Source organism: Umezawaea endophytica (genome assembly GCF_025061645.1).
Lineage (GTDB): Bacteria > Actinomycetota > Actinomycetes > Mycobacteriales > Pseudonocardiaceae > Umezawaea > Umezawaea endophytica.
The window spans coordinates 113,808-139,672 of the sequence record NZ_JANYMP010000024.1 but is presented as its reverse complement, the minus strand read 5'-3'; the positions used below and the strand labels follow the sequence as shown (position 1 = coordinate 139,672).

Genomic DNA, 25,865 nt, shown 5'->3' with positions numbered 1-25,865 from the left:
ATAGGCGATCTAGAGAGCGGATCGCCAAGCTGATCTTCTTCGACCAGCGGACGACCGGAGGGCTGATGCGGAGACCGACGGTGATCGAGTTGTTCGCTGCTCAGGCTTCCCGTACGCCGGATGCCGTTGCGGTGGTCTGCGGTGAGACCAGCCTGACCTTCGCGGACCTGGACGCCGGGTCGGCGCGGTTGGCGTGGGCGCTGGTCGAAAGCGGTGCCGGGCCGGGAGTGGTGGTGGCGCTGCACCTGGAGCGTGGTCCGGCGATGGTGGTCGGGCTGCTCGCCGTGTTGCGAGCCGGGGCTGCTTTTGTGCCGTTGGACGTTGCTCAGCCCGCCGAGCGGCTGCGGTGGGTGCTCGACGACTCGGGCGCGCGGGTGGTGGTGTCGGATTCGTCGTTGTCGGGCGGTTTTGGGGACCGTGTGGTGGTGCGGGCCGAGGTGGACGAGTCGGTTCCGGTGCTGCCGGAGCGTTGGGTTGATCCGGCGTCGGCCGCCTACGTCATGTACACCTCGGGATCTACCGGCAGGCCGAAGGGTGTCACCGTCGAGCACCGCCAGTTGGCCTACGTGTGCGACGTCTGGGCGGAGCTGTACCGCCTGCTTGAGCGGCCGCTGCGGTTCGTCTCGATCACCAGCTTCACCACCGATCTGTTCTTCGCCGACTTCGCGCGGTCCGCTTTGCGCGGCGGGACGATGGTTCTGGCGCCGCAGGAGGCGATCACCGATCCGGTGCTGCTGCTCGATCTCGTCGAACGCACTGGTGGGACGGCGTTGGAGATGTTGCCGTCACTGGCGAAGGCGTTGGGTCGGGAGGCTGTACGGCGGGGTGGTGCGCCGCCGTTGGAGTTGTTGTCGGTCGGTGCCGAGGCGTGGCCCGCGCAGGACGGTCGGGATTTGCTGGCGCTGTTGGGGCCGGGGACCGAGTTGGTGAACGCCTTCGGGACTACGGAGACCACGGCGGACTCCTGTGTGTTCCGGCTGGAGTTGGGGGCGGTGGAGTCCTGGCGTGAGGTGGCGTTCGTGCCGATCGGACGGCCGATTCCTGGGACTGTGCTCCACGTGCTGGACGACCGCTTGGAGCCGGTCGCGGTGGGGGAGTTGTACATCGGTGGGGACGGTGTCTCGCGTGGTTACCACGGGCGGCCAGGGCTGACGGCGTCCCGCTTCGTGGCCGACCCGTTCGTGCCTGGTCGGACCATGTACCGGACCGGGGACCTGGTCAGGCGTCGGGATGACGGTGTCCTGGAGCACCTGGGACGGTCGGACGACCAGCTCAAGGTTCGGGGCTTTCGGATCGAGCCCGCTGAGGTCGAGGGTGTGCTCGCTCGTCATGCCGCGGTGGAGCGGGCGGTGGTGGGTGTGCCCGAGGAGCCGGGCCGTCGGAGGTTGGTCGGGTACTTCGTCCCGGCGGGTGGGCGGACACCCGCGAGGGAGGAGTTACGCGACTTCCTCGCTGCCAGGTTGCCGGAACACCTGGTGCCGACGGCGTTCGTTGCGCTGGAACGGTTTCCGACGTTGCCCGGTGGCAAGGTCGACCGTCGGGCGCTGCCCCCGCCGCCGCAGGTGCCCGCCGTCACCGAGCCGCGCACGGAGGCGGAACGGGTGCTGGTGGGGATCTGGCGGGAGGTGCTGGAGGTCGAGCGGGTCGGGGTCGACGACAACTTCTTCGACCTGGGCGGGGATTCCATCCTTGGCATCCAGGTGGCCGCGCTGGCCAGGGCGCGGTTGGGGGTGGTGTGGCCCTATCGGGCGCTGTTCGATCGGCCGACGGTGGCTGAGCTTGCGGTGTCGCCGACGCTTCCGGACGCCGGGGTGCGGGTTCGAGACGTCGGGTCGGAGGACCAGTTACCCCTGTCTTTCGCTCAGCGGCGGCTCTGGTTCCTGCACACGCATTCGCCTGGTGCGGAGCACAACCTCCCCAAGGCCTTGAGGTTGCGGGGTGATCTGGATGTGGGAGCGCTGCGGTCGGCGTTGACCGCGCTGGTGGAGCGGCACGAGATCCTCCGCACGAGTTTTCACGTCCAGGGGGACGAGCCGGTGCAGGTGGTACACCCGTCGGCTCCGGTGGAACTTGAACCGGTTGATCTGCCCGATCAGCACGCGGCGCTCGATGCCCTGCTGCGCACCGAAATCGCCGTCGTCTTCGACCTGGCGGAACGACCACCGTTGCGGCTGGTGCTGGCGCGGTTGGGGCAGCGGGACCACGTGCTGGTGGTCATCATGCACCACCTGCTGACCGACGACTGGACCAACGAGATCCTGTTGTCCGAGTTGGCGGAGCTTTACCGCGCCGCAGTCTCGGGAGACCCGTCCCGGCTCGCGCCGTTGCCCCTGCGGTACGCGGACTTCGCCCGCTGGCAACGGGAACGGCTCACGCCCGAGGTCGAGGAGCGGCAGCTCTCCTTCTGGCGTGGGAAGCTCGCGGGGCTGCGGCCGTTCGAGCTGCCCGCGGACCGTCCTCGGCCCGCCCGCCGTTCGATGGCGGGCGCGGCGCACGAGGTCCACCTCTCGGCCGAGGTGACCGCACGTGTGGTCGAGTTCGCCAGGGCGCGGCGGGTCACGCTGTTCACCACGCTGCTCACTGCCTGCCAGTTGGTGCACTCCCGGATTGCGGGTGACCAGGACGTGGCGGTCGGCACCGTGGAGTCCGGGCGGGGACAGGCCGAGGTCGCGGGCGTGGCCGGGTTCTTCGTCGGCACCCTGGTGATCAGGTCGACCGTGGACGAGGAGCTGGGTTTCGCCGATCTGGTGGCGGACACGCGGGAAACGGTCCTGGAGGCGATGGACCACGCGGACGTGCCGTTCGAGCAGGTGGTCAAGGCGCTCGCGCCGAAACGGGACCTCACCGGCCTTCCGCTGGTCCGGACCATGGTGGTGTTGCAGAACGCACCGGCCCGGCAGCGCGACTTCCCCGGACTGTCCGCCGAGGAGGTCGACCTGCCGATCACCACGGCGACCTTCGACCTCGTCACCGAGTTCCGGCTGATCGGCGACCGGTTGCGGATCGTCGTCACCTACAGCACCGACCTCTACAACGCGAGCACCGTCGAACGGCACACCGCGCAGCTCGTCGACGTGCTCTCGGCCGTTACCCAGGAACCGGACCGTCCACTGCGGACGATGACGCAGGCCGCGCCGGTGGTGCACGAGCCCGCCGCCGGGCCGTCGCTGCCGGTGGCGCCGGTCCTGTTCGCCGAGGTCGTCCGTCGTCACCACGCCGAGGTCGCGGTGGCCGGAGCGATCGAGCTGACCTACGGGCAGTTGGCCCGACGGGTGGAAGCGCTCGCCGACCGACTGGCCGAATGCGGTGTGGGCGCGGAAACCCTGGTGGGTGTTTGCCTGCCGCGCGGGGTGGACCTGGTCGTGAGCCTGCTCGCGGTGCTCAAGGCGGGTGGGACGCTGGTGCCGATCGACCCGGAGCACCCCGCGGACCGCATCGCTTCCCTGCTGGCCGATTCCGGCGCGTCCCCGGTGCTCGCGGACGCGGCGGGTGTGGACCGGCTGCCCGCCGGGACGTCCGTGATCCGGGTGGACGGCGACCAGCCGGTCGCGCCTCGGCGTCGGGAAGTCGTTCCGCGGCCGGACAACCTGGCCTACGTCGAGTACACCTCGGGCTCCACCGGCGTACCGAAGTCGGTGATGGTCCGGCACGGCTCGCTGGTCAACTGCGTCGCGGACATGCGGGTCAACCTCGCTGTCGGCCCCGGCACGCGGATGCTGCTGCACTCGCCGGTCACCTTCGACTTCGGGCTGTTCCAGGTGCTGACGCCCTTGCTGTCCGGGGCGACCGTCTGCCTGAGCGAGGCGGGGGAGCGGGACGGCACGCTGACGCTGGAAGAACAGGTCCGCCGCGACCGGATCACCCTGCTCGCACTGCCGCCCGCCTTGCTGTCCATAGTGGACCCGAAGTCGGTGCCGGGGGTGGAGCTGGTGGTCGCGGGCGGCGAGCTGTGCCCGGCCGACCTGGCCCGCAGGTGGCTGCCGCACGCCGGTTTCGCCAATTTCTACGGCCCTGCTGAGACCACCCTGCACGCCACCGGTCTGGTGCTGCCCCGTGCCGCTGATCCGGGGCCAGGTGCCTCGATGCCGATCGGCACGCCCATCGCGGGCAACCGGGCCCACGTGCTCGACAGGTACCTGCGCCCGGTGCCGCCGGGTGTCGAGGGCGAGCTGTACCTCGGTGGCTCGGGAGTGGGCCGCGGGTACCTCGGACGTCCCGGCCTGACCGCCGAGAGGTTCGTGGCCGATCCGTTCGGCCCTCCCGGTGCCCGGATGTACCGCACCGGGGACCTGGCCCGCCGCCTGGCGAACGGGGCCCTGGAGTTCCGCGGCCGGGTCGATCGCCAGGTCAAGACGCGGGGCTTCCGGGTGGAGCCCGCCGAGATCGAGGCGGTGCTGTCCCGGCACCCCGCGATCACCGAGGCGGCGGTGGTCGCCGATCGCGGTGGACGGCTGATCGCCTACGTGGTGGCGGGCAGCGGCGCCACGGTCCCGGCGGCCGAGGAGTTGCGGCGGCACACCGCTCTGGTGCTGCCGGGGTTCATGGTGCCCTCGGTGTTCGTCGCGATCGACGAGGTGCCGTTGACCGTGAACGGGAAGCTTGACCAGCGGGCACTGCCCGCACCGGAGGCGAGGTCCGGGACCGAGTACCGCGCTCCCCGCACCCCCGGTGAGTCCCTGCTCGCGCGGGTGTTCGGCGAGGTGCTCGGCGTGGAGCGCGTCGGCGTCGACGACAACTTCTTCGAACTGGGCGGCGACTCGATCCTGAGCATCCGGGTGGCCGCGGCTGCCAACCGGGCCGGTCTGCGGCTGTCCTCGCGCGAGGTGTTCGAACGGCAGACGGTGGCCGACCTCGCGGCGGGTCTCTCCGTCGAACGCGTCGCGGAGGCGGTGGAGAACGGTCCCGTCTCGGGCGAGGTGGACCTCACGCCGATCCAGCGGTGGTTCCTCGACCTGTTCACCGTCCACCCGGAGCAGTTCACCATGTCCCGGTACCTCGAACTCGCCCCGGAGGTCGAGCGGGACGCGGTACGCACCGCGGTCCGAGCGCTGGTCGAGCACCACGACGCGCTGCGCACCCGCGTCCGCAGACAGGACGGGGAGTGGCGGCAGCACATCCCCGCCGCCGAAACCGCTCCGGTGTTCCGGGTCCACGACCTGTCCGAAGTGGACGACGCGGACGCCGAACTCGCGTGGCGGGTCGACACCGCCCGTGCCGACCTCGACCTCGCCGAGGGACCGCTGCTGCTGGCCGACTACTTCGACCTCGGCGCGGCACGGCCGCCGAGGCTGCTGCTGACCGTGCACCACTTCGTCGTCGACGGCGTCTCGTGGCGCATCCTGCTGGAGGACCTCCGCACCGCCTGCGCCCAGGCGGCGTCCGGTGCCGCGGTCGACCTGGGGCCGCGGACGACCTCGTTCCAGCGCTGGTCCCGGTTGCTCCGCGACCAGGCGACGGCGGGCGCGCTCGACCACGAACTGCCTTACTGGGAACGGGTGCACGAGCGCACCGCGCCGCCGCTGCCGCTGGACGGGTCCGGAGTGGACGGACGTGCCGAGACCCTCACCGTCCGGCTGACCGCCGGGGAGACCACCGCGCTGCTGCGCCAGGTGCCCGGCGTCTACCGGACCCAGGCGAACGACGTGCTGCTCAGCGCGCTGTCGGTGGCGGTGGCCGAGTGGACGGGCCAGGACCGGGTGCTGGTGAACCTGGAGAGCCACGGCCGGGAGCAACTGGTCGGCCAGGCCGATCCGTCCCGGACCGTCGGCTGGTTCACCACGCAGTTCCCCGTGGCGCTCGACCTGCCGCGGACCAGGGACTGGCGGGCGGTGCTGAGGTCCGTCAAGGAACAGCTCCGCGAGATCCCCGGCCGCGGGCAGGGCTACGACGCGCTGCGCCACCTGTCCGGCACGCAGTCGCTCGACGGCGGCCACGGCGCGGAGATCAACGTCAACTACCTCGGCCGGTTCGCCGACTCGGCCAACGAGCTGTACCTGCGAGAGTTGCCGGTCGCCGACGGCCCGCACCCCGACGAGGTGCGGCCGTTCCCGCTGGAGGTCACCGCGGTCGTGGTGGCCGGGGAACTGGTGCTGCACTGGGACTACAGCCCCGCCACCCTGTCCGGGGCCACCGTGCGCCGACTGGCCGAACGCGCCGCGGCCGCGCTGCGGGAGATCGTCGAGCACTGCCTGGCCGAGGGCGCGGGCGGCCGCACTCCCTCGGACTTCCCGCTGGCCCGCCTCGACCAGTTCGCGGTGGACGAGCTGGTGGGGGACGGGCGGGCGGTGGAGGACGTCTACCGGCTCACCCCGATCCAGGCCGGGATGCTGTTCCACGCGCTGGCGGGCGGCGCCGAGGACGTCTACGTCCGCCGGATCGAGCTGGTCGTCGACGGGGTGACCGACCTGGACGCGTACGTCGCCGCGTGGCGGCTGGTGGCCGCCGCGGCGCCCGCGCTGCGCACCACCGTGCACTGGGCGGGCCTGCCCGAGCCCGTGCAGGTGGTGCACCGGGGCACGGAGCTGCCGGTGACCCGGTACGACTGGCGCGCGCTCTCCGCGGAGCAGCGTCGGGACGAGGTGCGGCGCCTGCGGGACCGCGACCAGGCCGACGGCGTCGACCTCGCCGCCGACCCGCCGACCCGGCTGGCCGTCGCTCGCCTGCCCCACGGCCAGGTGCGGGTGCTGCTGACCACGCACCACCTGTTCATCGACGGCTGGAGCATCGCGCGCCTGGTCTCCGGCGTCGCCGCCGCCACGGTGGCGCTGAGCCGGGGCGCGACGCCCGACCTGCCGCCCCAGCGGCCGTTCCGGGACTACTGCGACTGGCTCTCGGCGCAGGACCACGACGCCGCGTCGGCCTACTGGGCCAAGGTGCTCGACGGTGTGCGCGAGCCGACCCCGCTGCCGTTCGACCGGCGGCCCGCACCGGGCCACCTCACCCGGCGGGTGGCGAAGAAGGCCTTCCGGCTCACCGAAGAGCGCACCGCCGGGCTGCGGGAGTTCGCCCGCCAGCACCGGCTGACGGTGCACACCATCGTCCAGGCGGCCTGGGGGTTGCTGCTGTCCCGGCACGGCGGCGCGCACGAGCTGGAGGACGTGGTCTTCGGCACCACCGTCACCCTCCGCCCGCCCGAACTCCCCGGCGTCGAGACGATCTTCGGCCCCCTGATCAACACCCTGCCGGTGCGGCTCGCCGTCGATCCGGGCGCCACGGTGCTCGACTGGCTCTCGCGGATCCAGGACGGGCAGCTCGACGCCCGTGAGCACGGGTTCTTCCCGGCCGCCCGCTACCAGGAGTTCACCGAGGTCCCGCCGGGCGTGAACCTGTTCGACAGCGCCATCGCCTTCGAGAACTACGCCGAGGAGCCGTTCGCCGGTGATGGGAACGGACCGCGGGTGGTGGAGGTCGACAGCGCCGAGACGACCAACTTCCCGCTCGGCCTGGTCGTGCTGCCCGAGTCGGCGCTGTGCTTCGAGCTGGTCTACGACGTGGACCTGTTCGACGACGTCACGGCCGAGCGGCTGTCCGCCCGGCTGGTCACCGCGTTGTCCTCGATGGTCGACGCGCCGGACCGGCCACTGCGTTCGGTCGCGGTGCTGCCGCCCGAGGAACTGGAGCTGATCGGCACCTGGAGCCGCTCGCCGCTGGAGCCCGCCCGGCCGCGGACCGCCGCGGAGCTGTTCGCCGACCAGGTGCGCCGGGTGCCGGACGCGGTGGCGGTGTCGGCGGGCACCGAACTCACCTTCCGCGAGCTGGACGACCGGGCGGGCAGGCTGGCGCACCGGCTCGGCGCGCTGGGCGTCGGCCCCGAGTCCGTGGTGGGCGTCTGCCTCGACCGCGGGGTGGACTCGATCACCGCGATGCTGGCCGTTCTCCAGGCGGGCGGCACCTGCCTGCCGCTGGACCCGGCCCAGCCGCGGGAACGACTCCGGTGGCTGGCCGAGGACGCGAACGCGGCCGTGGTGCTGACCGACCGGGGCTCGGCGGGCTCGTTCACGCCCGCGGACCTGCCGGAGCTGCGGGTGGACGAGCTGCGGCTGGACGGCGGTCCGGTGCTCGACCGCGCGTCCCGGCTCGACGACGCGGCCTTCCTGATCTACACCTCGGGCACCACCGGGCGGCCGAAGGCGGTGGTGGTGCCGCACCGCGGTTTGGCGGTGCTCGCGGCCTCGATGCGCCGGACGCTCGGCGTCGACCGGCGCAGCCGGGTGCTGCACTGGCTTTCCCCCGCGTTCGACGCCTCGATCCTGGAACTGCTCACCGGGCTGTTCAACGGGGCCACCCAGGTGCTCGTGCCGCGGGGTACCCCCGTCACCGACCTGGTGGACGTGGTGGTCGCCGGTGGGGTGACCCACGTGATGATGACGCCGTCGGTGCTGGCGGTGCTGCCCGTCGACTCGTGGCCACCGGACATCACCGTGGTCTGCGGTGGTGAGGTGTTCCCACCGCGGCTGGCGGCCCGCTGGTCGACCGGGCGCCGGTTGTTCAATTCCTACGGTCCGACCGAGGCCACCATCTGCGCGACCATGAGCCCACCGCTGTCCGGAGTGGACAGTCCTCCGATCGGCACGCCGATCGAGGGCGCGGTGGTGCACCTGCTGGACTCGGCGCTGCGGCCGGTTCCGCTGGGCGCGGTAGGTGAGATCCACCTCGGCGGTCCCGGACTCGCCCGCGGCTACCACGCCCGGCCCGGCGCGACCGCGGCGAGCTTCGTGGCCGACCCCTTCGGCGAGCCGGGAGCACGGCTCTACCGCACGGGCGATCTGGCCCGCTGGTCCTCGGACGGGACGCTGTCCTTCGTCGGCCGCGCGGACGGCCAGGTGAAGGTGCGCGGGGTGCGGATCGAGCCGGGAGAGGTCGAAGCGGCGCTGCTGCGGCATCCGGGCGTCCGCGAGGCGGCGGTGGCGGCAACGGGGGAGGGGGCGGCCCGGCGGCTGACGGCCTCGGTCGTGCCGCACCACCGCCCCGGCCCGTCGGCCGGTGAACTGAGGGAGCACCTCGCGGCGATCCTGCCCGAGCAACTGCTGCCCACCGAGTTCAGCACGATCGACCGGATACCGCTGACCTCGCGGGGCAAGGTCGACCGGGCGAGGCTGCCCCGCGCGGGCACCGTGCACGGCGGCGAACACCTGGCCCCGCGCACCGAGACCGAACGGCTGGTGGCCCGCGCCTGGGCCGCCGTGCTCGGCCGGGAGGAGATCGGGGTCAGGGAGAGATTCTTCGAGGCGGGCGGGTCCTCGCTGACGCTGGTCCAGCTCGCGGGCGAGTTCGCCCGGCTCGGCCGGACCGAACTGCCGGTGGCGGTGCTGCTCGACCACCCGACCATCGAGGCGATGGCGAAACGGGTCGGCGCGGAGTCGCGGGCGACCGTGGACCACGAACTGTGAGGCGGGGGATGGACACCGAGGCGATTGCCGTCGTCGGGGCGGCGTTCGCGCTGCCGGGCGGCGTGCGCACCTTCGACGCGCTGCACGACGTGCTGGCCACCGGGCGGGACGCGGTCCGCCCACCGGGGCGGGAGCGCGTGGTCAACGCGGGCGGCGAGTCCGGTGTGGACTACGTGCCGCTGGGCTACCTGGACCGGGTCGACCTGTTCGACCACCGGTTCTTCGGCCTGTCGCGCGGGGAGAGCGACCTGGTGGACCCGCACCAGCGGATCAGCCTGCACCTGGTGCACGAGGCGCTGGAGCACGCGGGCCACGCACCGTCCGGTCTGCGCGGCTCGGACACGGCGGTGATCATCAGCGCGCCCGACCCGTCTTACGCCGGTCTGTACACCGGCGAGGACTCCCGGCAGATCCTCGGTTCGCTGCCTGCGGCCGCGGCGGCCAGGATCGCCCACTTCTTCGACTTCACCGGACCGGCGCTGGTGGTGGACACCGCGTGCAGCGGCAGCCTGACCGCGGTCGCGATGGCGGTGGAGCAGTTGCGGGCGGGCCGGACAGGACTGGCCGTCTGCGGTGGTCTCAGCGTGGCGTCGGTGCTGGTGCCCGACCACGACCACGACCCGGTGCCGGGGGTCATGTCCGCCTCCGGCGTGTGCCGCCCGTTCGACGCGGCCGCCGACGGGACGGTGGGCGGCGAGGGCGGCGGTTTCGTGGTGCTGAAACGGCTTTCGGAGGCTTTGGCCGACCGGGACAACGTGCTCGCGGTGCTCCGCGGTGTTGCGGTCAACCAGAACGGCGCCCGCGCGGTGGGCATGAGCGCGCCGAGTTCGTCCGCGCAGGCCGAGGTGATCCGCGCGGCCCAGCAGGAGGCGGGCATCGCCCCGGAGACCATCGGCTACGTGGAGGCCCACGGTTCGGGCACACCGCTCGGTGACGTGATCGAGGTGGCCGGGCTGGCCGAGGCGTTCCCCGCCGGCGTGCCCGCGATCGGTTCGGTGAAGGCGAACTTCGGCCACCTCGACCACGCCGCCGGGATCACCGGGCTGCTCAAGGTGATCTGCGCGCTGCGCCGCGGAACCCGTTATCCCACCGTGCACTTCGATCGGGTCAACCCGTCGTTCTCCGCGCCCGTCGTGGTGCTGACCGAACCGGAGGACTGGCCGGAGGACGGACGACCGCGGGTGGCGGGGCTCAGCTCCTTCGGGCTCACCGGGACGAACGTGCACGTGGTGGTGGAACAGGCGCCGGTGCGACCCGCCGCGCCCGACGACGGCGAGCCACGGCTGGTCACCGTCTCGGCGAAGACCCCGGCGGCGCTGGGCGAGTACCTGCGGGCGCTGGCGAGTTTCACCGAGCGCACCGGGCACCCGGTGGCGCAGATCGCCGCGACGGTGAACGAGGGACGCGACGACCACCTCTATCGCCGGGCCTTCGTGGTGCGCGACGTCGGCGAACTCACGGCGGCGCTGCGGCGGGCGGTGCCTCCGGAGCAGCCGTCGCCCGTGGAGGCACCGGTGGTGCTGCTGTTCTCCGGCGACGGCGAGCACTGGACGCGGCAGGTGGAGCTGCACGGGCTGGTGCGGTCGCTCGGGCTCGACGACACCAGGATGGTCGGCAGCGGCACCGGAAACCTGGCGGTGCGGTTGGTGCGCGGTCGGATCACCCCGGCCGAGGCCGAAGCGGCCGCCGCGGGGCTGTCGGCGGAGGTCGACGCCGACGGCCTGCGCCGGGCGGTGCGCGGGTTCGTCGCGGACGGCGCCGTGCTGCTGGAAATGGGGGAGGACGGCGTTCTCGCCAGGGAGATCGCGGCGCTGGAGCCCGGCCTGCCGATCGTGCGGCTGCTCGGAGCCCGCGGACCGCTCGGTGCTCTAGCCGACCTGTACGAACTCGGCGTGGACGTCGACTGGTCCGCCCACCACGCCACCACGCGGCCACCGCGGATCGAGGCACCGACCTACCCGTTCCAGCCGGTTCCGTGCTGGGTCCCGCACGCCGAGCCCGCCGGGGAACCGCGACGGGCCACCGGGAACCTCGACGAGGCCGTGGCGGCGATCTGGACCCGTGTGCTCAGGGCCACCGACATCGGACCGGACTCCGACTACTTCGACCTCGGCGGCACCTCGATCGCCGGTATCAGCCTGATCCGCGAGTTCGAGGCCGAGCTGGGGGTCCGGCTGGGCTTCACCGAGCTGTACGAGCACCGCACGGTCCGGGCGCTCGCGGCGGTGATCGCCCAGCGGCAGGGAGCCGCTCCGGAGGACTGGACGGTCCCGGTACTGCCGCGCGGGGGACCGCTCCCGGTCTCGATCGGACAGGAGCAGCTCTGGTACCTCGACCAGCTCCAGCCGGGGACCGCGCTCTACAACATCCCCATCGACCTGCGCTACCGCGGCCCGCTGGACCGGGAGGCGCTGCGCGGGGCGCTCGCCGACCTGTCCGTCCGGCACGAGGCCATGCGGACCCGGATCGTGGCCGACGAGAACGGCCGTCCGCACGCGCTGGCCGACGTGCCGCCGCTGGACCTCCGGATCGTCGACCTGACGTCGGCGGGCGAACGGGAACTGGCGGAAGCCGTGCGGCGGGAAGGGGCCCGGCCGTTCGACCTCGGCACGGGGCCGCTGGTGCGGGCCGTGCTGTTCGCACTGGACGAGCACGACCACCAGCTCGTGTGCACCTACCACCACATCGCCTTCGACGGCTGGTCGCCGAAGCTGTTCTTCCGCGACCTCGCCGAGCTCTACGCCGCACGGGTCTCCGGCAGGGCGCCGGTGCTGCCCGAGCTGCCGATCCAGTACCCGGACTTCGCGGGCTGGCAGCGCTCCTGGCTGGACGGGGGACGCCGGGCGCGGGCGCTGGAGTTCTGGCGGGCGCAGCTCGCGGGCGTGCCACGCCTGGAACTGCCGCTGGACCGGCCCCGGCCCCCCGTCGAGTCCCACGCGGGCGCCCTGTTCGGGTTCACCCTGGAGCGCGAGCACGCCCAACGCCTGCGCGAGTTCAGCACGGCGGCCGGGGTGACCACGTTCGTCACCATGCTGGCCGTGTTCGACGTCCTGGTGCACCGTTGGGCCGGGCACGAGGACGTGGTGGTCGGCGCGGCCACGACCGGTCGGGTCAACCCCGCGACCCACGAACTCATCGGCTACTTCAACAACCTGCTGCCGTTCCGCACCCGCCTCGGTGGCAGGCCGAGCTTCCGCGAGGTGGTCCGGCGGTGCGCCGAGACCGTCGCGGGCGTGCTCGACCACGAGGAGCTGCCCTTCTCCGACATCGTGGCCGACCAGTGCCAGAAGCGAGACCCGTCGCGCCACCCGCTGTTCACCGTGGCCTACACCCACCAGAACACCGAGACCCATCCGGCCGACCTGCCCGGACTGGAGACCAACACCCCGGAGGAGGGCGGCTACGGCATCGCCTCCGGGACCTCGAAGTTCGACCTCACCCTCGGTCTGTCCGATCAGGACGGTGGACCGATGCGCTGCTACCTCGAGTACGCCACCGACCTGTTCGACGAGTCCACCATGCTCGCGGTTTCCGAGCTGTACCAGCGGATCGTGATCGACGCGCTGGACCACTCGGATCGACCGCTGGACGAGCTGGCGCGCGTGGACCACCGGCCGGTCAGCGTCGCGACGGCCGGGGACGCGGTCGACGACGGGGCACTGGTGCACGACCTCGTGCTGGAGCACGCCGAGCGCGGGCCGGGCCGGCTCGCGGTGGTCGACCGGGACGGTGGTCACACCTACCGCGAGATCGTCCGCGCGGCGGCGGCGCTGTCCCGCCGGTTGGTCGCCGCGGGCGCCGGGCCCGAGGTCGCGGTGCCCGTGATCACCGGCCGGGGAGCGGGGCTGGTCATCGCCTGGCTCGGCGTGCTCGGCGCGGGAGCCGCCTTCGCGCCCGTCGACCCGGTCGTGCCCGCCGCGCGGCGGGACGGGATCGTCGAGTCGCTCGACCCGCCGGTGGTGGTCGCGGACGTCGGGATCGACGCCGGGACGAGGCCGGTGCTGGCCCCCGGCGAAGCCGTCGACGGGCCTCTGGCGTTCCCCGGCGGTGCGACGAGTCGCAACCTGGCGTACGTGGTGCACACCTCCGGGTCCACCGGGCGTCCGCACGGCTGCGACATCGAGCACCGGAGCCTGCTCCACCTCCTGCGCCGCTACGGCGGGGAAGTCGGTCTGTCCGAACAGGACCGGGTGGCCCAGTTCTACGCCCCCGGCTTCGACGGCGCGATCATGGAGGTGCTCTCCGCGCTGGTGCACGGCGCCACCGTGCACTTCGTCCCCGACGTGTTGAGCACGCCCGCCGAGCTGGCCCGCTCGTTGACCGAGGACGGCATCACCGTGGCGGCCATGCCCACCGCGCTGGCGGAACTCCTCATCGCCGAGCGACCGCACCTACCCCGGCTCCGGGTGCTCGGGGCGGGCGGCGACCGGCTGCGCGCCCGGCCCCCGGCGGACGCCCCGTACCGGATGCTGAACCTGTACGGCCCCACCGAGTGCACGGTCCTCACCGTGTGCGGCCCGGTGGCCTCCACGGGCGCGGAGCTGCCGGTGCTCGGCCGTCCGCTCACCGGGACCACCGCCCACGTGCTCGACTCCCGCGCGGAGCCGGTGCCGGTCGGCGTGGTGGGGGAGTTGTACCTCGGTGGAAGCCAGGTCGGCCGCGGCTATCACGGAATGCCAGGGCTGACGGCCGCGCGGTACGTGCCGGACCCGTTCGGTGCCGTGGGCTCCCGGATGTACCGCACCGGGGACCTCGCGTCGGTCCGCCCGGACGGCACGATCGCCTTCCACGGCCGCGCGGACGACCAGCTCTCCATCCGCGGGCACCGGGTGGAACCGGCCGAGGTGGAACGCGTGCTGACCGCCCAGCCCGGAGTGGCGGAATCCGCGGTGGTCGCCGACGGGCGCGGTGCCGTCGTGCCGCGGCTGGTGGCCCACATCGCCGGGAGCGCGCTGCCGGACGACGGGCGGCTGCTCGCGGCACTCCGCGCGCGGCTGCCGCACCACCTCGTGCCCGCCCGGATCGTGCGGCACCGCACGCTGCCGAGGACTGTCAACGGAAAACTCGACCGCGCCGCGCTGACCGGCGACGAGGGAGACTCGATGAGCACGCCCACCGACACCGAGCGGGTCCTCCACGGGATCTGGGCCGACCTGCTCGGTCGCGAGTCCATCGGCCTCGACGAGGACTTCTTCCGCATCGGCGGCGATTCCATCCTGAGCGTGGGGGTCGCGGCCCGCGCGGCACGGGCGGGCGTGTCGGTCACCGCGCAGGACGTGCTGCGGTACCCCACCCTCCGCGAGCTGGCCGCCGTCGCGTCGCCCGCCGTGCCACCCGCGGACCGGCCCGCTGCGGCCGTGGACACCGGGCCGATCCCGCTCACCCCGCTCATGCTGGACCTGCTGGACGCGGCCGAGCCGTTCTCGCCGGGCGCGCCCGACTTCGTGGTGTCGGAGGTGCTGGAGGTCGCGCCGGGTGTGCGCCCCGACCGGCTGCGGGCCGCGTTCGCCGAACTGGTCCGGGTGCAGGAGCCGCTGCGGTACCGCTTCCGCCGCAACCGGCTCGGGTGGCGGATCGAGATCGCCGAGGCCGGTTCGGAGTCCGTTGTGGACACGAAGGTGCTGCCGCTGATGGACCACGACGAGGAAATGGCACTGCTCAGCGCTGACGCCGTCGAGCTGGTCGGTGACCTCGACCTCGCGCGCGGGCCGCTGCTGCGGGCCCGCTACTACGACCGGGGCGCCAGCCGTTCCGGGCTGGTGCTGCTGGTGGTGCACCACTTCGTCCACGACGAGGTCTCCACCGTGCCGCTGCTCGAGGACCTCAACGAGGCCCTGACCGGTGGCGGTGCCGCGCCGGTGCGGCCGGCGGCGTGGCGGGACTGGACCCGGCTGCTGAGCGGTCTGGCGCAGAGCGACGAACTGGCGGGCGAGTGCGACTACTGGACGAGCGTGCTGCGCCGGGGTGCCGCCGGGACGCTGCCCGCGAGCGTGGAGGGCGATCCGGGGGTCGTCGTGAGGGTGGTGGAGGGCGAGCGCCTGGCGGCGCTGCTCTCGGCGCCGGGGCCGTCCAGCCGGGAGGCCTCGCTGTGCGCGCTGGCCTGCGGCTGGTCCCGCTGGCGCGGCGAGCCGGGCGCCTACCTGGCGACCATCGGCCACGGTGCCCCGAACCCGTTCCGGCCGGAGGACCGGTCGCGCTCGGTCGGCTGGTTCACCAACGCGTTCCCGGTGCACCTGCCGGTCGACCCGGCGACGAACGCCGCGGACGCGCTGCCCGAGGTCGTCGAGGTGCTGCGCTCGGTGCCGAACGACGGCGTCGGCTACGGGATGCTGCGCAGGCTGAGCCCGCCGACGCCCGCGGTGCGGGAGTTGCGCTCGCTGGCCGAGCCGGTGGCGCTGGTGGAGCACACGGCCAGCGGGATGCACCCGATCCGGCTCGGCGGACCGCTGTCGATCCGGTCGACGCCGATCCCGCTGCCGCTGCCGAGCCTGCTGGAGCTGCACCCGCTGCTGCTGTCCACCGGCGTGGTCGACGGGCGGACGGAGGTCCGCGTCATCCACAGTGGACGGTTCAGCGCGAAGGAGGCCGAGGTGCTCGCCGACCGGATGGCCGAGGCCTTCGCCGAACTGGGCGCGGGCGCGTGACCGCGCCACTGGCGGTGCGCGCGATCACCGACTTCCGGCCGGACCGGGTGACGGAGCTGTCCGACCTGCCGGAACTGGCCGAGCTGTCGGAGGACCGACGGCAGGCCTGCCTCGGGCTGGGGATCGACCGGGTCCGCGCGGATCCGCGGTACGACGCGGTGGAACTGGCGGCGACCGCGGCCGGGAAGCTGCTGGCGGAGACCGGGGCCACCCCCGGCGCCCTGCTGGTGATCGGCTCGCGCGCGCCCGAGCGGCTGATGAGCTCGGAGGCCACCAGGTTGCAGGCGCTGCTCGGCCTCACCGACGCGCTCACCTTCTCGGTGGGCGGCCTCGGCTGCGTCTCGCTCACCCCGGCCCTGCTCACCGCACGGGGCCTGCTGGCCGCCGATCCCGAGCTGGACCAGGTGCTGGTCGTGCACGGGAGCAAGCCGCCCACGCCGCGGCGGTACCGGCACCCGGTCACCGTCAGCGGCGACGGGGGACAGGCGGTGCTGCTGTCCAGGACCGGGCCCGTGCGGGTGCTCGACATCGCGCAGGCCACCAACGGCCACTACTGGGACCTGTACACGGTGGACTTCCGGGATCGGGCCCAGGCGGACTGGAGCGAGGAGTGCGCCGACCCGCGGCGGTACTCGTTCCAGCTCGCGATGGAGGGCCGGACGCGGCTGCGTGACCTGTACCGCGAGCTGCTGGACCGCAACGGGATGACCGCGGCGGACGTGACCTGCCACGTCAGCCAGAACCTGTCGGCCGGGGCGTTCCGGTTCACCGAGGAGGCGCTCGACGTCCGGCTCTCGCCGGTGTGCGCGAAGAACCTCGCGTCGTACGGCCATCTCGGGCCGAACGACGTCCTGCTCAACCTGTACACCGCCATCGCCGAGGGGGAACTGCCAGCGGGGTCGCGCGCGGTCGTGTTCAACGCCAGCCCGGTCGCGGCCTGGAGCCTGTTGCTCGTCGAACACGGCGGCGGCGAAGCGGAAACGCACTACCTGTAGGAGGAACGATGCGGAACGGTCTCCCGGCCGACGAGGTGCGCGGCCAGTTGCTGGCGTTCGTCACCTCGCTGGTCGATGCCGAGCCCGGCCCCGACGAGGACTACTTCGAACTGGGACTGGTCAACTCGCTGGCCGCGCTGGAGCTGGTGACCTTCGTGGAGCACCGGTTCGGGATCACCGTGCGGGTGGAGGACCTGGACCTGGACAACTTCCGCACGGTGAACCGGCTGACCGGGTTCGTGCTCGGCAAGACGGCGGGCTGAGGTGCGACCCGACGAGTTCGACGCCTCCGGCTGGGACGAGCGCGGCGTGCTGCCCTTGGAGATGCGCGAAGCCGCCGCGCGGGCGGGGTGGTTCGGCGTCGACCTGCCTGCCGAGCACGGCGGTAAGGGCGGTACCCAGGCGGAACTGGGCGAGTTGTGCGCCGAGATCGGCGCCGTGTGCGGCTCGGTTCGCGCGCTGATCACCGTGCAGGGCATGGTGTCCGCCGCGATCACCCGCTGGGGCACCGCCGAGCAGCGCTCGACCTGGTTGCCCGCGCTGGCCGCAGGGGAGCACCTCGCCGGGTTCGCCGCGACCGAATCGGGTGCGGGCACCGAACTGTCCGCTGTGGACACCCGGTTCGAGGTGACCGGCGGCGCGATCACCGTGACGGGCGAGAAGCGCTGGGTCACGTTCGGCCAGCAGGCCACCGCGTTCCTGGTGCTGGGCAAGCTCGACGGCCGCCTGGCAACGGTGCTGGTGGAGGCGGGGCCGGGGGTGAGCACCGTCCCGGTGCGCGGGCAGCTCGGCCTGCGCGCCGCGATGATCGCGCACGTCCGCTTCGACGGGGTGCGGGTGCCGATGGGGAACCTGGTGGCGTCACCGGGTTTCGGCCTGTCCCACGTGGCCGCGACCGCGCTGGACCACGGCCGCTTCACCGTCGCGTGGGGCTGTGCCGGGATGGCCGCCGCCTGCGTCGCGGACGCGGCCGAGCACACCGTGCGGCGACGCCAGGCCGCCGTCCCGCTGGCCGCGCACCAGGTGGTGCGTTCGACGCTGGCCCGGATGGCGGTGGACGCCACCGCGGCGCGTGGGCTGTGCGTGGCCGCGGCCCGTGCCCGCGACGCTGGGGAGCTCGACGCGGTCGCCGGCACGGTCATGGCGAAGTACGCGGCCGCGCGGGCCGCCGCCTCGGCGAGCCAGGACGCCGTGCAGCTACTCGGATCGGCCGGGTGCGCGTCGGACAGCCGCGTCGGCCGGTTCTTCCGCGACGCCAAGGTCATGCAGATCATCGAGGGCTCCGACCAGGTGTCCGAACTGCACATAGCCGATCACCTGCTGCGCAAGTACAGGGTTGGGGGGATGACATGACCCGGCCGGTGAAGTGCCTCGTCTGGGACCTCGACGACACCCTGTGGCGAGGGGTGGTGCTGGAGGGCGATCGGGCCGCGCCGTTCCCGGAAGCCGTCAGGACGCTGCGGGAACTCGACGAACGCGGCATCCTGCACGCGGTCGCCAGCCGCGGTGACGAGGCCACCGCCGTCGCGCACCTCGACCGCCTCGGCCTCCGAGACCTCTTCACGGTGGTGCGGGTCGGCTGGGGCGCCAAGTCCGCCTCGGTCCGCCGCGTCGCGGACCTGCTGAACCTCGGCCTGGACAGCTTCGCCTTCGTCGACAACGACCCGGTCGAACGCGCCGAGGTCGTCGCGGCGCTGCCGGACGTCCGGGCGTACACCGCCGAGGAGGTGGGCTCGCTCCCGGACCTGGCGGAGTTCCGGCCGGTGACGCGAACCGCGGAATCGGCCCGGCGCAGGCAGATGTACCAGGTGGAGGCGGGCAGACGGGCGGCGGAGCAGGAGCACGACGGCACCGCGCCGGAGTTCCTGGCCTCGCTCGACCTCACCATGGTGGTTCGCCGCGCCACCGCCGGTGACCTGGCCAGGGCCCACGAGCTCACCGTGCGCACCCACCAGCTCAACACCACCGGCCTCACCTTCGACGAGGTCGACCTGCGCGGGCTGTCCGCCTCACCCGACCACGAGGTGCTGGTCGCCGAGCTGACCGACCGGTTCGGTCCGTACGGGGTCATCGGGCTGGCCGTGACCGAGCGGGACGCCACGAGCACCACGATGAAACTGCTGCTCACCTCCTGCCGCGTGGCCTCGCGCGGTGCGGGCGCGGCGTTGATCGAGCAGGTCGTGCGCCGGTCGCTGGCGGCGGGGCTCCTGCCGATGGCGGAGTTCGTGCCCACCCCGGTCAACCGGATCATGCTCGTCACGTTGAGGTTCAGCGGTTTCGAGGCGGAGCGCGACGACGGGGACCGGGTGCTGCTCGCGCACCGGGGCGCGCTGGTGTCGCGTTCCCCGCACATCCGGGTGCTCACCGATGCCGTTCACTGACCGCGACCCAGGGGAGGAACCGGAGATGGAGAACTACGCGGTGCTCGGCGGCGGGACGATGGGCTGCGGTGTCGCGCAGTGCCTCGCCGCCGCGGGGCACACCGTGGCGGTGTTCGAGCCCTCCGCCGCCGCGCGCGAAGCCGGGCCGCGGCGCGTGCGCGACGGGGTGCGCCTGGCCCGGATGCTGCGCCGTACCGACGCGGACCCGGACGAGGTGCTGGGCCGCATCCGGTGGACCGACCGCTGGGAGCTGTTGGGGTCACCGGGGTTCGTGGTCGAGTGCGTGCCGGAACGACTGCCGCTCAAGGAACAGGTGCTGCGCGCGGCCGACGAGCACAGCGCGCCCGACGCCGTGCTCGCCTCCTGCACGTCGGCGATCCCGATCGACCACCTCGCCCGCTGGATCGGCGACCCCGGCCGGATGATCGGGACCCACTTCATGAACCCCGCCCCGCTCAAGGACACCGTCGAGGTGGCTTGCGGCCCCCGCACCTCCCCGGACACCCTGCGCCGCACCACGGAACTGCTCGGTCGCCTCGGCAAGGAGGCCATCGTGGTCGGCGACGGACCGGGGTTCGTGTCCAACCGGGTGCTGATGCTCACCGTCAACGAGGCGGCCGCCGTGCTGGCGCAGGGCACCGCCGACGCCGCCACGGTGGACGCGGTGTTCGAGCGGTGCTTTGGGCACCGGATGGGACCGCTGCGCACCGCCGACCTGATCGGCCTGGACACCATCGTCGACACCCTGGCGGTGCTGCTGGAGTTCACCGGCGACCCGCGGTTCCGACCGACCCCGCTGCTCGCCGAACTGGTGTCCGCCGGGCGGCTCGGCGAGAAGACCGGCCACGGGTTCCACGTCTCGGTGCGCGGCCGCGTCCTCTCCTGATCGGGGTGGTCCGGGTTCACCCGTCGTGGCGGGCGCGGGCGATGCGGATCAGTTCGGACCGGCGGCGGTGGCCGAGCTTCCCGCGGATGTTCTCCAGGTGGCGGTTGACGGTGCGCACGGTGATGTCGAGGTCGTCGGCGATCTCGCGGTTGTCGTAGCCCTTCGCCAGGCAGCGCAACACCTCCCGCTCGCGCGCGGTGAGAGATCTGCTCTCCTGCCGCAGTTCACCGATCAGGTGCGCGGCCAGTTCGGCGGGCAGCACGGGCCCGGTGAGCACGTCCGCGACGGCTCGCGCCAGCTCCGCGGAGGTGGCCGCCTTGCTGACGCAGCCGTGCGCGCCCGCGCGGATCGCCGCCACCATGTCGGCCGGACCCGCTTGGGAGAGCACGAGAATCCTCGCGGTGGGCAGGTGCAGGTGCAGGTACCGGATCACGTCAACACCGTGGCCGCCCGCGTCCAGTCGCAGGTCGACCACGGCGACCTCGGGGCGCACCTGCTCGGCCAGCCTGCACGCGGTCCGGGCATCGGCGGCCTCGGCCACGACCAGCGCCCGGCCGTCGCGCTCGAGTCCTGTTCGGACACCGTCGCGGATGACCGGATGGTCGTCCACCACGAGCACCCGCACCGTGGCTAGCCCTTCCTGCGCGGTCACCTTTCCCCGCCGACCGCCAGCGCAACCGGGACGCGCAACTCCACCTCGGTGCCCCGGCCGGGACCGCTGCGGATCCGCGTCCGTCCGGCCAGGCGTTCCACCCTGGCGCGGACGGACAGCCGCAGGCCGAGACCGCCGGTTTCCCGCTCCGGCACGAAACCGACGCCGTCGTCCCGGACGCTGACCACGATGTGCTCCCCGTCGTGCAGGATCGTCAGCCACACCCGCCGCGCCCGCGCGTGCTTGACGACGTTGGTCAGCAACTCCGCGACCACGGCGCCGATCTCGTCCACCACGTCCCCCGGCAACCAGACCGCGCCGCTCGCGACCAGCCGAACCGGTATCCCCTCGTGCCGTTCCGCGAGCCCGGCCAACCGGTCGCGCAGCGACGCGCTGCCCGGCTGTGACGTGCTCGGCCCGGACAGCGCCAGTTCCCGCAACACCGTCTCCTGCCTGGCGATCCCCTCCGCGACGGCGCTCAGCGCGGGCCTGTCGGACAACTCCCCGATCCGCGCGCGGAGCCGGGCGAAGTCCTGGAGCACGTCGTCGTGGATCCGGGCGACGAGCCGCTGCCGCTCGGCCAGCCGCGCCGCCTGCTTACCGCTGCGGGCGATCTGTCGGTGCAGCCCGTCGAGTTGTCCGGCGGCCACCCCGACAGCGCCGCCCAGCAGCACGTAGGACAGACCCCACCCGATCATGGTCAACACCTGGAGGAACGACAGGCTCGTCATCGCGACCTCGTTGGCGGCGTAGGCGAAGGGCAGGAAGAGCCCGAGCAGCGCGCCCGCGGCCGCCCCGCCGGGAAGCCGGTGGACGACCCCGCACGCCGCGACCGCCGCGGTGGGGTAGGCCCCCATGAACGAGGGATGATCGGTCAGCACCGCGTCCGGCGGGTACACGTGGCCGTACGCCACGATAAGCACGACGGCCAGTGCGAGGTCGACGGCGAGCACGTACCCCATGCGCCGCACCGCCGCCAGCGTGAGCCAAGCCGTCCAACACCCCGTGACCACTAGGACGACGCCCGCCTCGACCGGTCGCTGGATCTGCCCGCTGAGCACCGCCACCACCAGCATCCAGCCGAACGCCAGCCACCTCAGTGCCAGCACCAGCAGCATCGGCGCGGGATGCCTCAGGCTCTCTGGGGGCATCTACCCGACCCCGACGGTCACCGGGTCGGACTGCCAGGTGCACAGGGAGCGGCGCAGGAACCGCTTGTGGCAGGCCGAGACCTCCAGCACGTACACCGTCGACGGCCGTGGGTCGGGCAGGGTGAACTCGTACCCGGCCACCTCTCGTCCCGCCATGAGCTCCGGTTCGCCTCGCGGCCACCAGGCGACGTTGAACGCGTCGGCCATCCCGTGGTGCCAGCCGAGGTGGATGCCCGCCGCGTCGGCGTACGCCTCGGTGACGCAGGGTCGGTCATGCGGTACGCAGGCGCTGTCCGGCGCACGGGAATGGGAGTACTCCTGCCCCAGGTGGACCTTCGGAATCCCGCCGGTGTGCGCCACGACAGCACCGCCGCGGAAGTTCATGTAGGCGACGAGGTCGTTGGTCGCCCCACCGACGGGCTGTCCCAGCTCGCCGGAGGGGCCTCCCGAGGCGGCCCACACGGCGAAGATGGCGGTCGGCAGCAGAAGCGGTCCCTCCGGCGCGACGTAGACGACGTTGTCCAACTCGCGCCCGGTGAACCGCTCGGTCGTGGTCCACGGCGTGTAGCGCAAGCCCGCGGCACCGACCAGGGTGTCGCCCGCCGGGCAGCCCGCCGGGTCGCGTCGCCACCAGTCGAGCACCGGTGGGTCGACGGTGAACCGCGGGCACTTCGGCCAGGATGAGCGCTCGTGGGCAGCGGCGACGACCAGGGTGGCGGCGGCCGTCACGGCGGTGAGCAGCGTCGCCAGCGCGCGGACGGTCAAACCCCGTGAGGACAACCGTTCCGGTGTGCTGCCCGCGTCCGGGTCCAGTCGGACGAGCGACCTGGCGCGCCGTGCCTGCCACGAGGCCCAGGCGGTGGCCAGCGGAACGCCCCCGGCCGTCGCCACGCTCAGCGCCGTCAGCTCGTCGACCTCGGCCAGTCCGCTGGCCAGCGCGGCGAAGCACACCATGGCGAGCACCGTCACGCCGGTGCCGAAGAGCAACCGCCACCACCGCGGTGCGGCCAGCCACTGCCCGGCCCAGCCCACGGCCACGCGCCACACGTCCGGTTCAGGAAAGCGCGTTCCTCGCCTGGCCGCCCTCAACACCTCCCGCCGGACCCCGAAACCGAGCTGCCACCACGCGATCTGCGCCCCCAGGATCTCCGCCAACACATGATGTCGAGCGCCGTTGTCCGAGATGTCGATCGACCGCACAACGCCAAGTCTGGGGTGTCCTCAGCCTGATGGCACTCGCCCGGACGGCTGCACGGCCGCATCCGCGATGGGCAATTCCACCCATGCGCCCGTGGGCGGGATTGGACGCTTACCCGACTACCTCGGCATCGGTCAGGATCGACTCGCGGGGTGACCGCGCTACCAGGGAGACGAGGACATGGTCAATTTTCGTCGTTATTCGGGCGTTTTCGCGATGGCACTGGCGATGGTGTGCACGGGTTTGTTATCTGGTCAGGCAAGTGCTTCACCGGACCGGCCGGTGACAGCGTTCGCCGACCAGTACTACGAGATCCGATCGCAGCTCACCGGGAGATGCCTGGACGTGCGCGGTGCGGGCAACGGCGACGGGGTTCCGGTCGACGTCTACGACTGCTGGGGCGGAGCCAACCAGAAGTGGCGGCTCGCCGCGGTCGGCAACGGGTTCTACGAGATCCACCCGCTCAACAGCCAGAGGTGCCTCGACATCGCCGGGCCGGGCGGCGACCTGGGGGCTCCCGCCATGCAGTGGAACTGCTGGGGCGGCACCAAGCAGCACTGGCGGCTCGTCGACGCGGGCTCCGGCTACGTCGAGATCCGGAACCGGTTCATCGACAGGTGCCTGGACATCGCGGGCAGCGGCCTCGACATGCCCGCCCCCGCGATGGTGTGGGACTGCTGGGGTGGTGCCAAGCAGCACTGGATCTTCAGGCCGGTCTCCGCGTGACCGTCGTAGGACCTTCCGCTTCGGGACCTGTTCGTGCCACGAGGGCAGCCGTTCCGACCCGATGACCCGCTGCCCACCGCGTCAAGAACCCCTGGTAGCTAACCGGTCCTGGAGGGCTGCCCTGCTGCCAGGGGCTTCGGGGAGGTCGTGCTCAGCAGGCACCGGTTCCGTTCGGGTGTTCGGCTTCCAGCAGTGCGAGCAGTCCGGGGAACCTGCTCTCGACGTCCGTGCGCCGGAGGCGGATGCCCTTGCGGTTGCCGTAGTCGATCTCGTCGATGAGGCCCGCTTCGCGCAGGACCCGGAAGTGGTGGGTCTGGGTCTGCTTCGAGATCGGGAGGGCGAACGAGTTGCAGCCGCGTTCGCTGTCGGTGTGGTCCGCGGCCAACTCCGTCATCACCGAACGGCGGTGCTCGTCGGCGAGAGCGCGGAGCACCACGCCCAGTTCGAGCGCGTCGACCTTTGGGCCGACCGGGTTCGTCCTGGCCACGACACCTCCTTCAGGTACGTCTTGCATCGTACCTGAGTGGCGTGATCTACTCGAGTACGAAATCCATCGTACCTAGGCGGCCGGGACCTTGGTCGTCTCTTTCGAGAGGTCGTGTCATGAAGAAGCCCGAGGTGCTGGTGGTCGGCGCCGGAATCGCCGGGCCTACGCTCGCGTACTGGCTCGCCCGGAACGGCTACCGGCCGACCGTGGTCGAGCGCGCCCGGCACCTGCGCTCCGGTGGCAGCGCGATCGTCGTGAAGGGGCCCGCGATACCGGTCGCCGAGCACATGGGCGTCTTGCCGCGGCTCCGCGAACTCGCCACCCGCAACCGGTCGCTGACCCTGCTCGACCCGGCAGGTACACCAGTCTTGCGACTTCCGTCCTCCTCGGGAGGGGCGCCGGCGGTCGAGGTGACCCGCGCCGACCTGTCCGAGGTGCTCCACCGGTCGGCGCGGGGCGATGTCGAGTTCGTGTTCGACGACACGGTCACCGCGCTCGACCAGGACGACGGCGGGGTCGACGTCACCTTCGGCCGGTCCGCGCCACGGCGTTTCGACCTGGTGGTCGGCGCCGACGGGATGCACTCCACCGTACGGCGTCTGGTGTTCGGGCCCGAGCGGCAGTTCGTGGGCGACCTGGGCCTCTACGGCGCGACCGTCCCGCTGGACCCCGACGCCGTCGACGACCCGACCGAACTGACGATGCTGACCGCGCCGAACCGGATGCTGGTCGTCCACCCCTCCCGAACCACGCCGCTCGCGATCTTCACCTTCCGGGCCGCACTGCCCGCGCCCCACGACCGCAAGAACGTCGCTCTGCACAAGCAGACCGTGGCCGACGCGTACGCCGACGTGCGGTGGCGGGCGCCAGAACTCGTGGCGGCCTACCTCGCCCACCCCGCCCCGTTCTTCGACCCCCTGACGACCGTCCGGATGCCCTCGTGGTCCCATGGCCGGGTCGTGCTGCTCGGCGACGCGGCGGCGGCCACGGCCCTGCTGGGCGACGGGTCCAGTCTGGCGATGGCGGGGGCGTATGCCCTCGCTGAAGAACTCGCCTCCCACCACGGCGACCACTCCCGCGCCTTCGCCGGCTACGAGTCCCGGCTCCGCCGCGAGGTGCGACCACGGCAGCGACGCGTCGGCCTGCTCGCCAGGCTCATGGTGCCCAGCACCCGATCAGGCCTCGCGGTGCGCAACGCGGTGGGCCGCGCGATCGGTCGCACGAACCGGATCACCTCTCGTGAAATCGCGGACAGAAAGACCGGGTAGTAGCCGGAACCCGGCGCATCGCACGTGGTCGAGCCGGGTTCGCGTCAACGTCACCTCGGGGCGGTGGCTGGTACGCCGCCAACCACGC

General features: G+C 72.6%; 13 protein-coding genes. 9 read left to right on the top strand and 4 right to left on the bottom strand.

The annotated features are described in order from the left end of the window. Positions 1 to 80: 80 nt before the first annotated feature. The 7 genes from NZH93_RS37255 to NZH93_RS37225 are packed head-to-tail and all read left to right on the top strand — an operon-like array spanning position 81 to position 20,295. The gene (locus NZH93_RS37255; RefSeq protein WP_259627991.1) at positions 81 to 9,389 is read left to right on the top strand and encodes a non-ribosomal peptide synthetase; all 9,309 of its coding nucleotides are present in this window, start codon (positions 81 to 83) and stop codon (positions 9,387 to 9,389) included. Positions 9,390 to 9,397: 8 nt separating this feature from the next. Next, a complete protein-coding gene (locus tag NZH93_RS37250; RefSeq protein WP_259627990.1) occupies positions 9,398 to 16,033 on the top strand; it encodes a non-ribosomal peptide synthetase in 6,636 nt (2,211 codons plus the stop codon). After that, entirely contained in the window at positions 16,030 to 17,028 is a 999-nt protein-coding gene (locus NZH93_RS37245) for a beta-ketoacyl-[acyl-carrier-protein] synthase family protein (protein WP_259627989.1), read from the top strand. The genes NZH93_RS37250 and NZH93_RS37245 overlap by 4 nt, the downstream gene beginning before the upstream one ends. 8 nt (positions 17,029 to 17,036) lie before the next feature. After that, on the top strand, positions 17,037 to 17,291 hold the full coding sequence (locus tag NZH93_RS37240; protein ID WP_259627988.1) for an acyl carrier protein: 255 nt from the start codon (positions 17,037 to 17,039) through the stop codon (positions 17,289 to 17,291). Position 17,292: 1 nt separating this feature from the next. Continuing rightward, entirely contained in the window at positions 17,293 to 18,381 is a 1,089-nt protein-coding gene (locus NZH93_RS50980) for an acyl-CoA dehydrogenase family protein (protein WP_259627987.1), read from the top strand. Then, positions 18,378 to 19,409, top strand: coding sequence for an HAD-IIIC family phosphatase (locus tag NZH93_RS37230; RefSeq protein ID WP_259627986.1), 1,032 nt, complete (start codon positions 18,378 to 18,380; stop codon positions 19,407 to 19,409). The genes NZH93_RS50980 and NZH93_RS37230 overlap by 4 nt, the downstream gene beginning before the upstream one ends. Further along, entirely contained in the window at positions 19,396 to 20,295 is a 900-nt protein-coding gene (locus NZH93_RS37225) for a 3-hydroxyacyl-CoA dehydrogenase family protein (protein ID WP_259627985.1), read from the top strand. The genes NZH93_RS37230 and NZH93_RS37225 overlap by 14 nt, the downstream gene beginning before the upstream one ends. Before the next feature lie 16 nt (positions 20,296 to 20,311). On the opposite strand, the gene NZH93_RS50975 is transcribed toward NZH93_RS37225, so the two are convergent. From NZH93_RS50975 to NZH93_RS37210, 3 genes are read right to left on the bottom strand one after another with little or no spacing between them, the layout of a single operon-like run. Beyond that, positions 20,312 to 20,947: a response regulator gene (locus NZH93_RS50975; protein ID WP_259627984.1), complete on the bottom strand. Its 636-nt coding sequence runs from the start codon at positions 20,945 to 20,947 to the stop codon at positions 20,312 to 20,314. Further along, positions 20,944 to 22,098 carry a sensor histidine kinase gene (locus NZH93_RS37215; protein ID WP_259627983.1) on the bottom strand — a complete coding sequence of 385 codons (1,155 nt, stop codon included), beginning with the start codon at positions 22,096 to 22,098 and terminating at the stop codon, positions 20,944 to 20,946. Before NZH93_RS37215 ends, NZH93_RS50975 begins: the two co-directional genes overlap by 4 nt. Beyond that, positions 22,099 to 23,298: a hypothetical protein gene (locus tag NZH93_RS37210; protein ID WP_259627982.1), complete on the bottom strand. Its 1,200-nt coding sequence runs from the start codon at positions 23,296 to 23,298 to the stop codon at positions 22,099 to 22,101. A gap of 280 nt (positions 23,299 to 23,578) precedes the next feature. Here NZH93_RS37210 and NZH93_RS37205 point away from each other — a divergent pair, with 280 nt between their 5' ends. Continuing rightward, positions 23,579 to 24,022 (top strand): RICIN domain-containing protein, encoded by a 444-nt coding sequence (locus tag NZH93_RS37205; protein ID WP_259627981.1) that lies wholly within the window; start codon positions 23,579 to 23,581, stop codon positions 24,020 to 24,022. 151 nt (positions 24,023 to 24,173) lie between these two features. Here NZH93_RS37205 and NZH93_RS37200 read toward each other — a convergent pair whose 3' ends face one another. After that, positions 24,174 to 24,509: an ArsR/SmtB family transcription factor gene (locus NZH93_RS37200; protein WP_259627980.1), complete on the bottom strand. Its 336-nt coding sequence runs from the start codon at positions 24,507 to 24,509 to the stop codon at positions 24,174 to 24,176. Between the two features lie 116 nt (positions 24,510 to 24,625). Between NZH93_RS37200 and NZH93_RS37195 the strand changes: the two genes are divergently transcribed. Beyond that, positions 24,626 to 25,777 (top strand): FAD-dependent oxidoreductase, encoded by a 1,152-nt coding sequence (locus NZH93_RS37195; protein WP_259627979.1) that lies wholly within the window; start codon positions 24,626 to 24,628, stop codon positions 25,775 to 25,777. Positions 25,778 to 25,865 lie beyond the last annotated feature (88 nt).

Bases quoted from the DNA above. Each gene is read 5' to 3' on its own strand.
- NZH93_RS37250 (WP_259627990.1), top strand. From the start codon at position 9,398: ATGGACACCGAGGCGATTGCCGTCGTCGGGGCGGCGTTCGCGCTGCCG.
- NZH93_RS37240 (WP_259627988.1), top strand. From the start codon at position 17,037: ATGCGGAACGGTCTCCCGGCCGACGAGGTGCGCGGCCAGTTGCTGGCG.
- NZH93_RS37230 (WP_259627986.1), top strand. From the start codon at position 18,378: ATGACCCGGCCGGTGAAGTGCCTCGTCTGGGACCTCGACGACACCCTG.
- NZH93_RS37225 (WP_259627985.1), top strand. From the start codon at position 19,396: ATGCCGTTCACTGACCGCGACCCAGGGGAGGAACCGGAGATGGAGAAC.
- NZH93_RS37215 (WP_259627983.1), bottom strand. From the start codon at position 22,098: ATGCCCCCAGAGAGCCTGAGGCATCCCGCGCCGATGCTGCTGGTGCTG.
- NZH93_RS37195 (WP_259627979.1), top strand. From the start codon at position 24,626: ATGAAGAAGCCCGAGGTGCTGGTGGTCGGCGCCGGAATCGCCGGGCCT.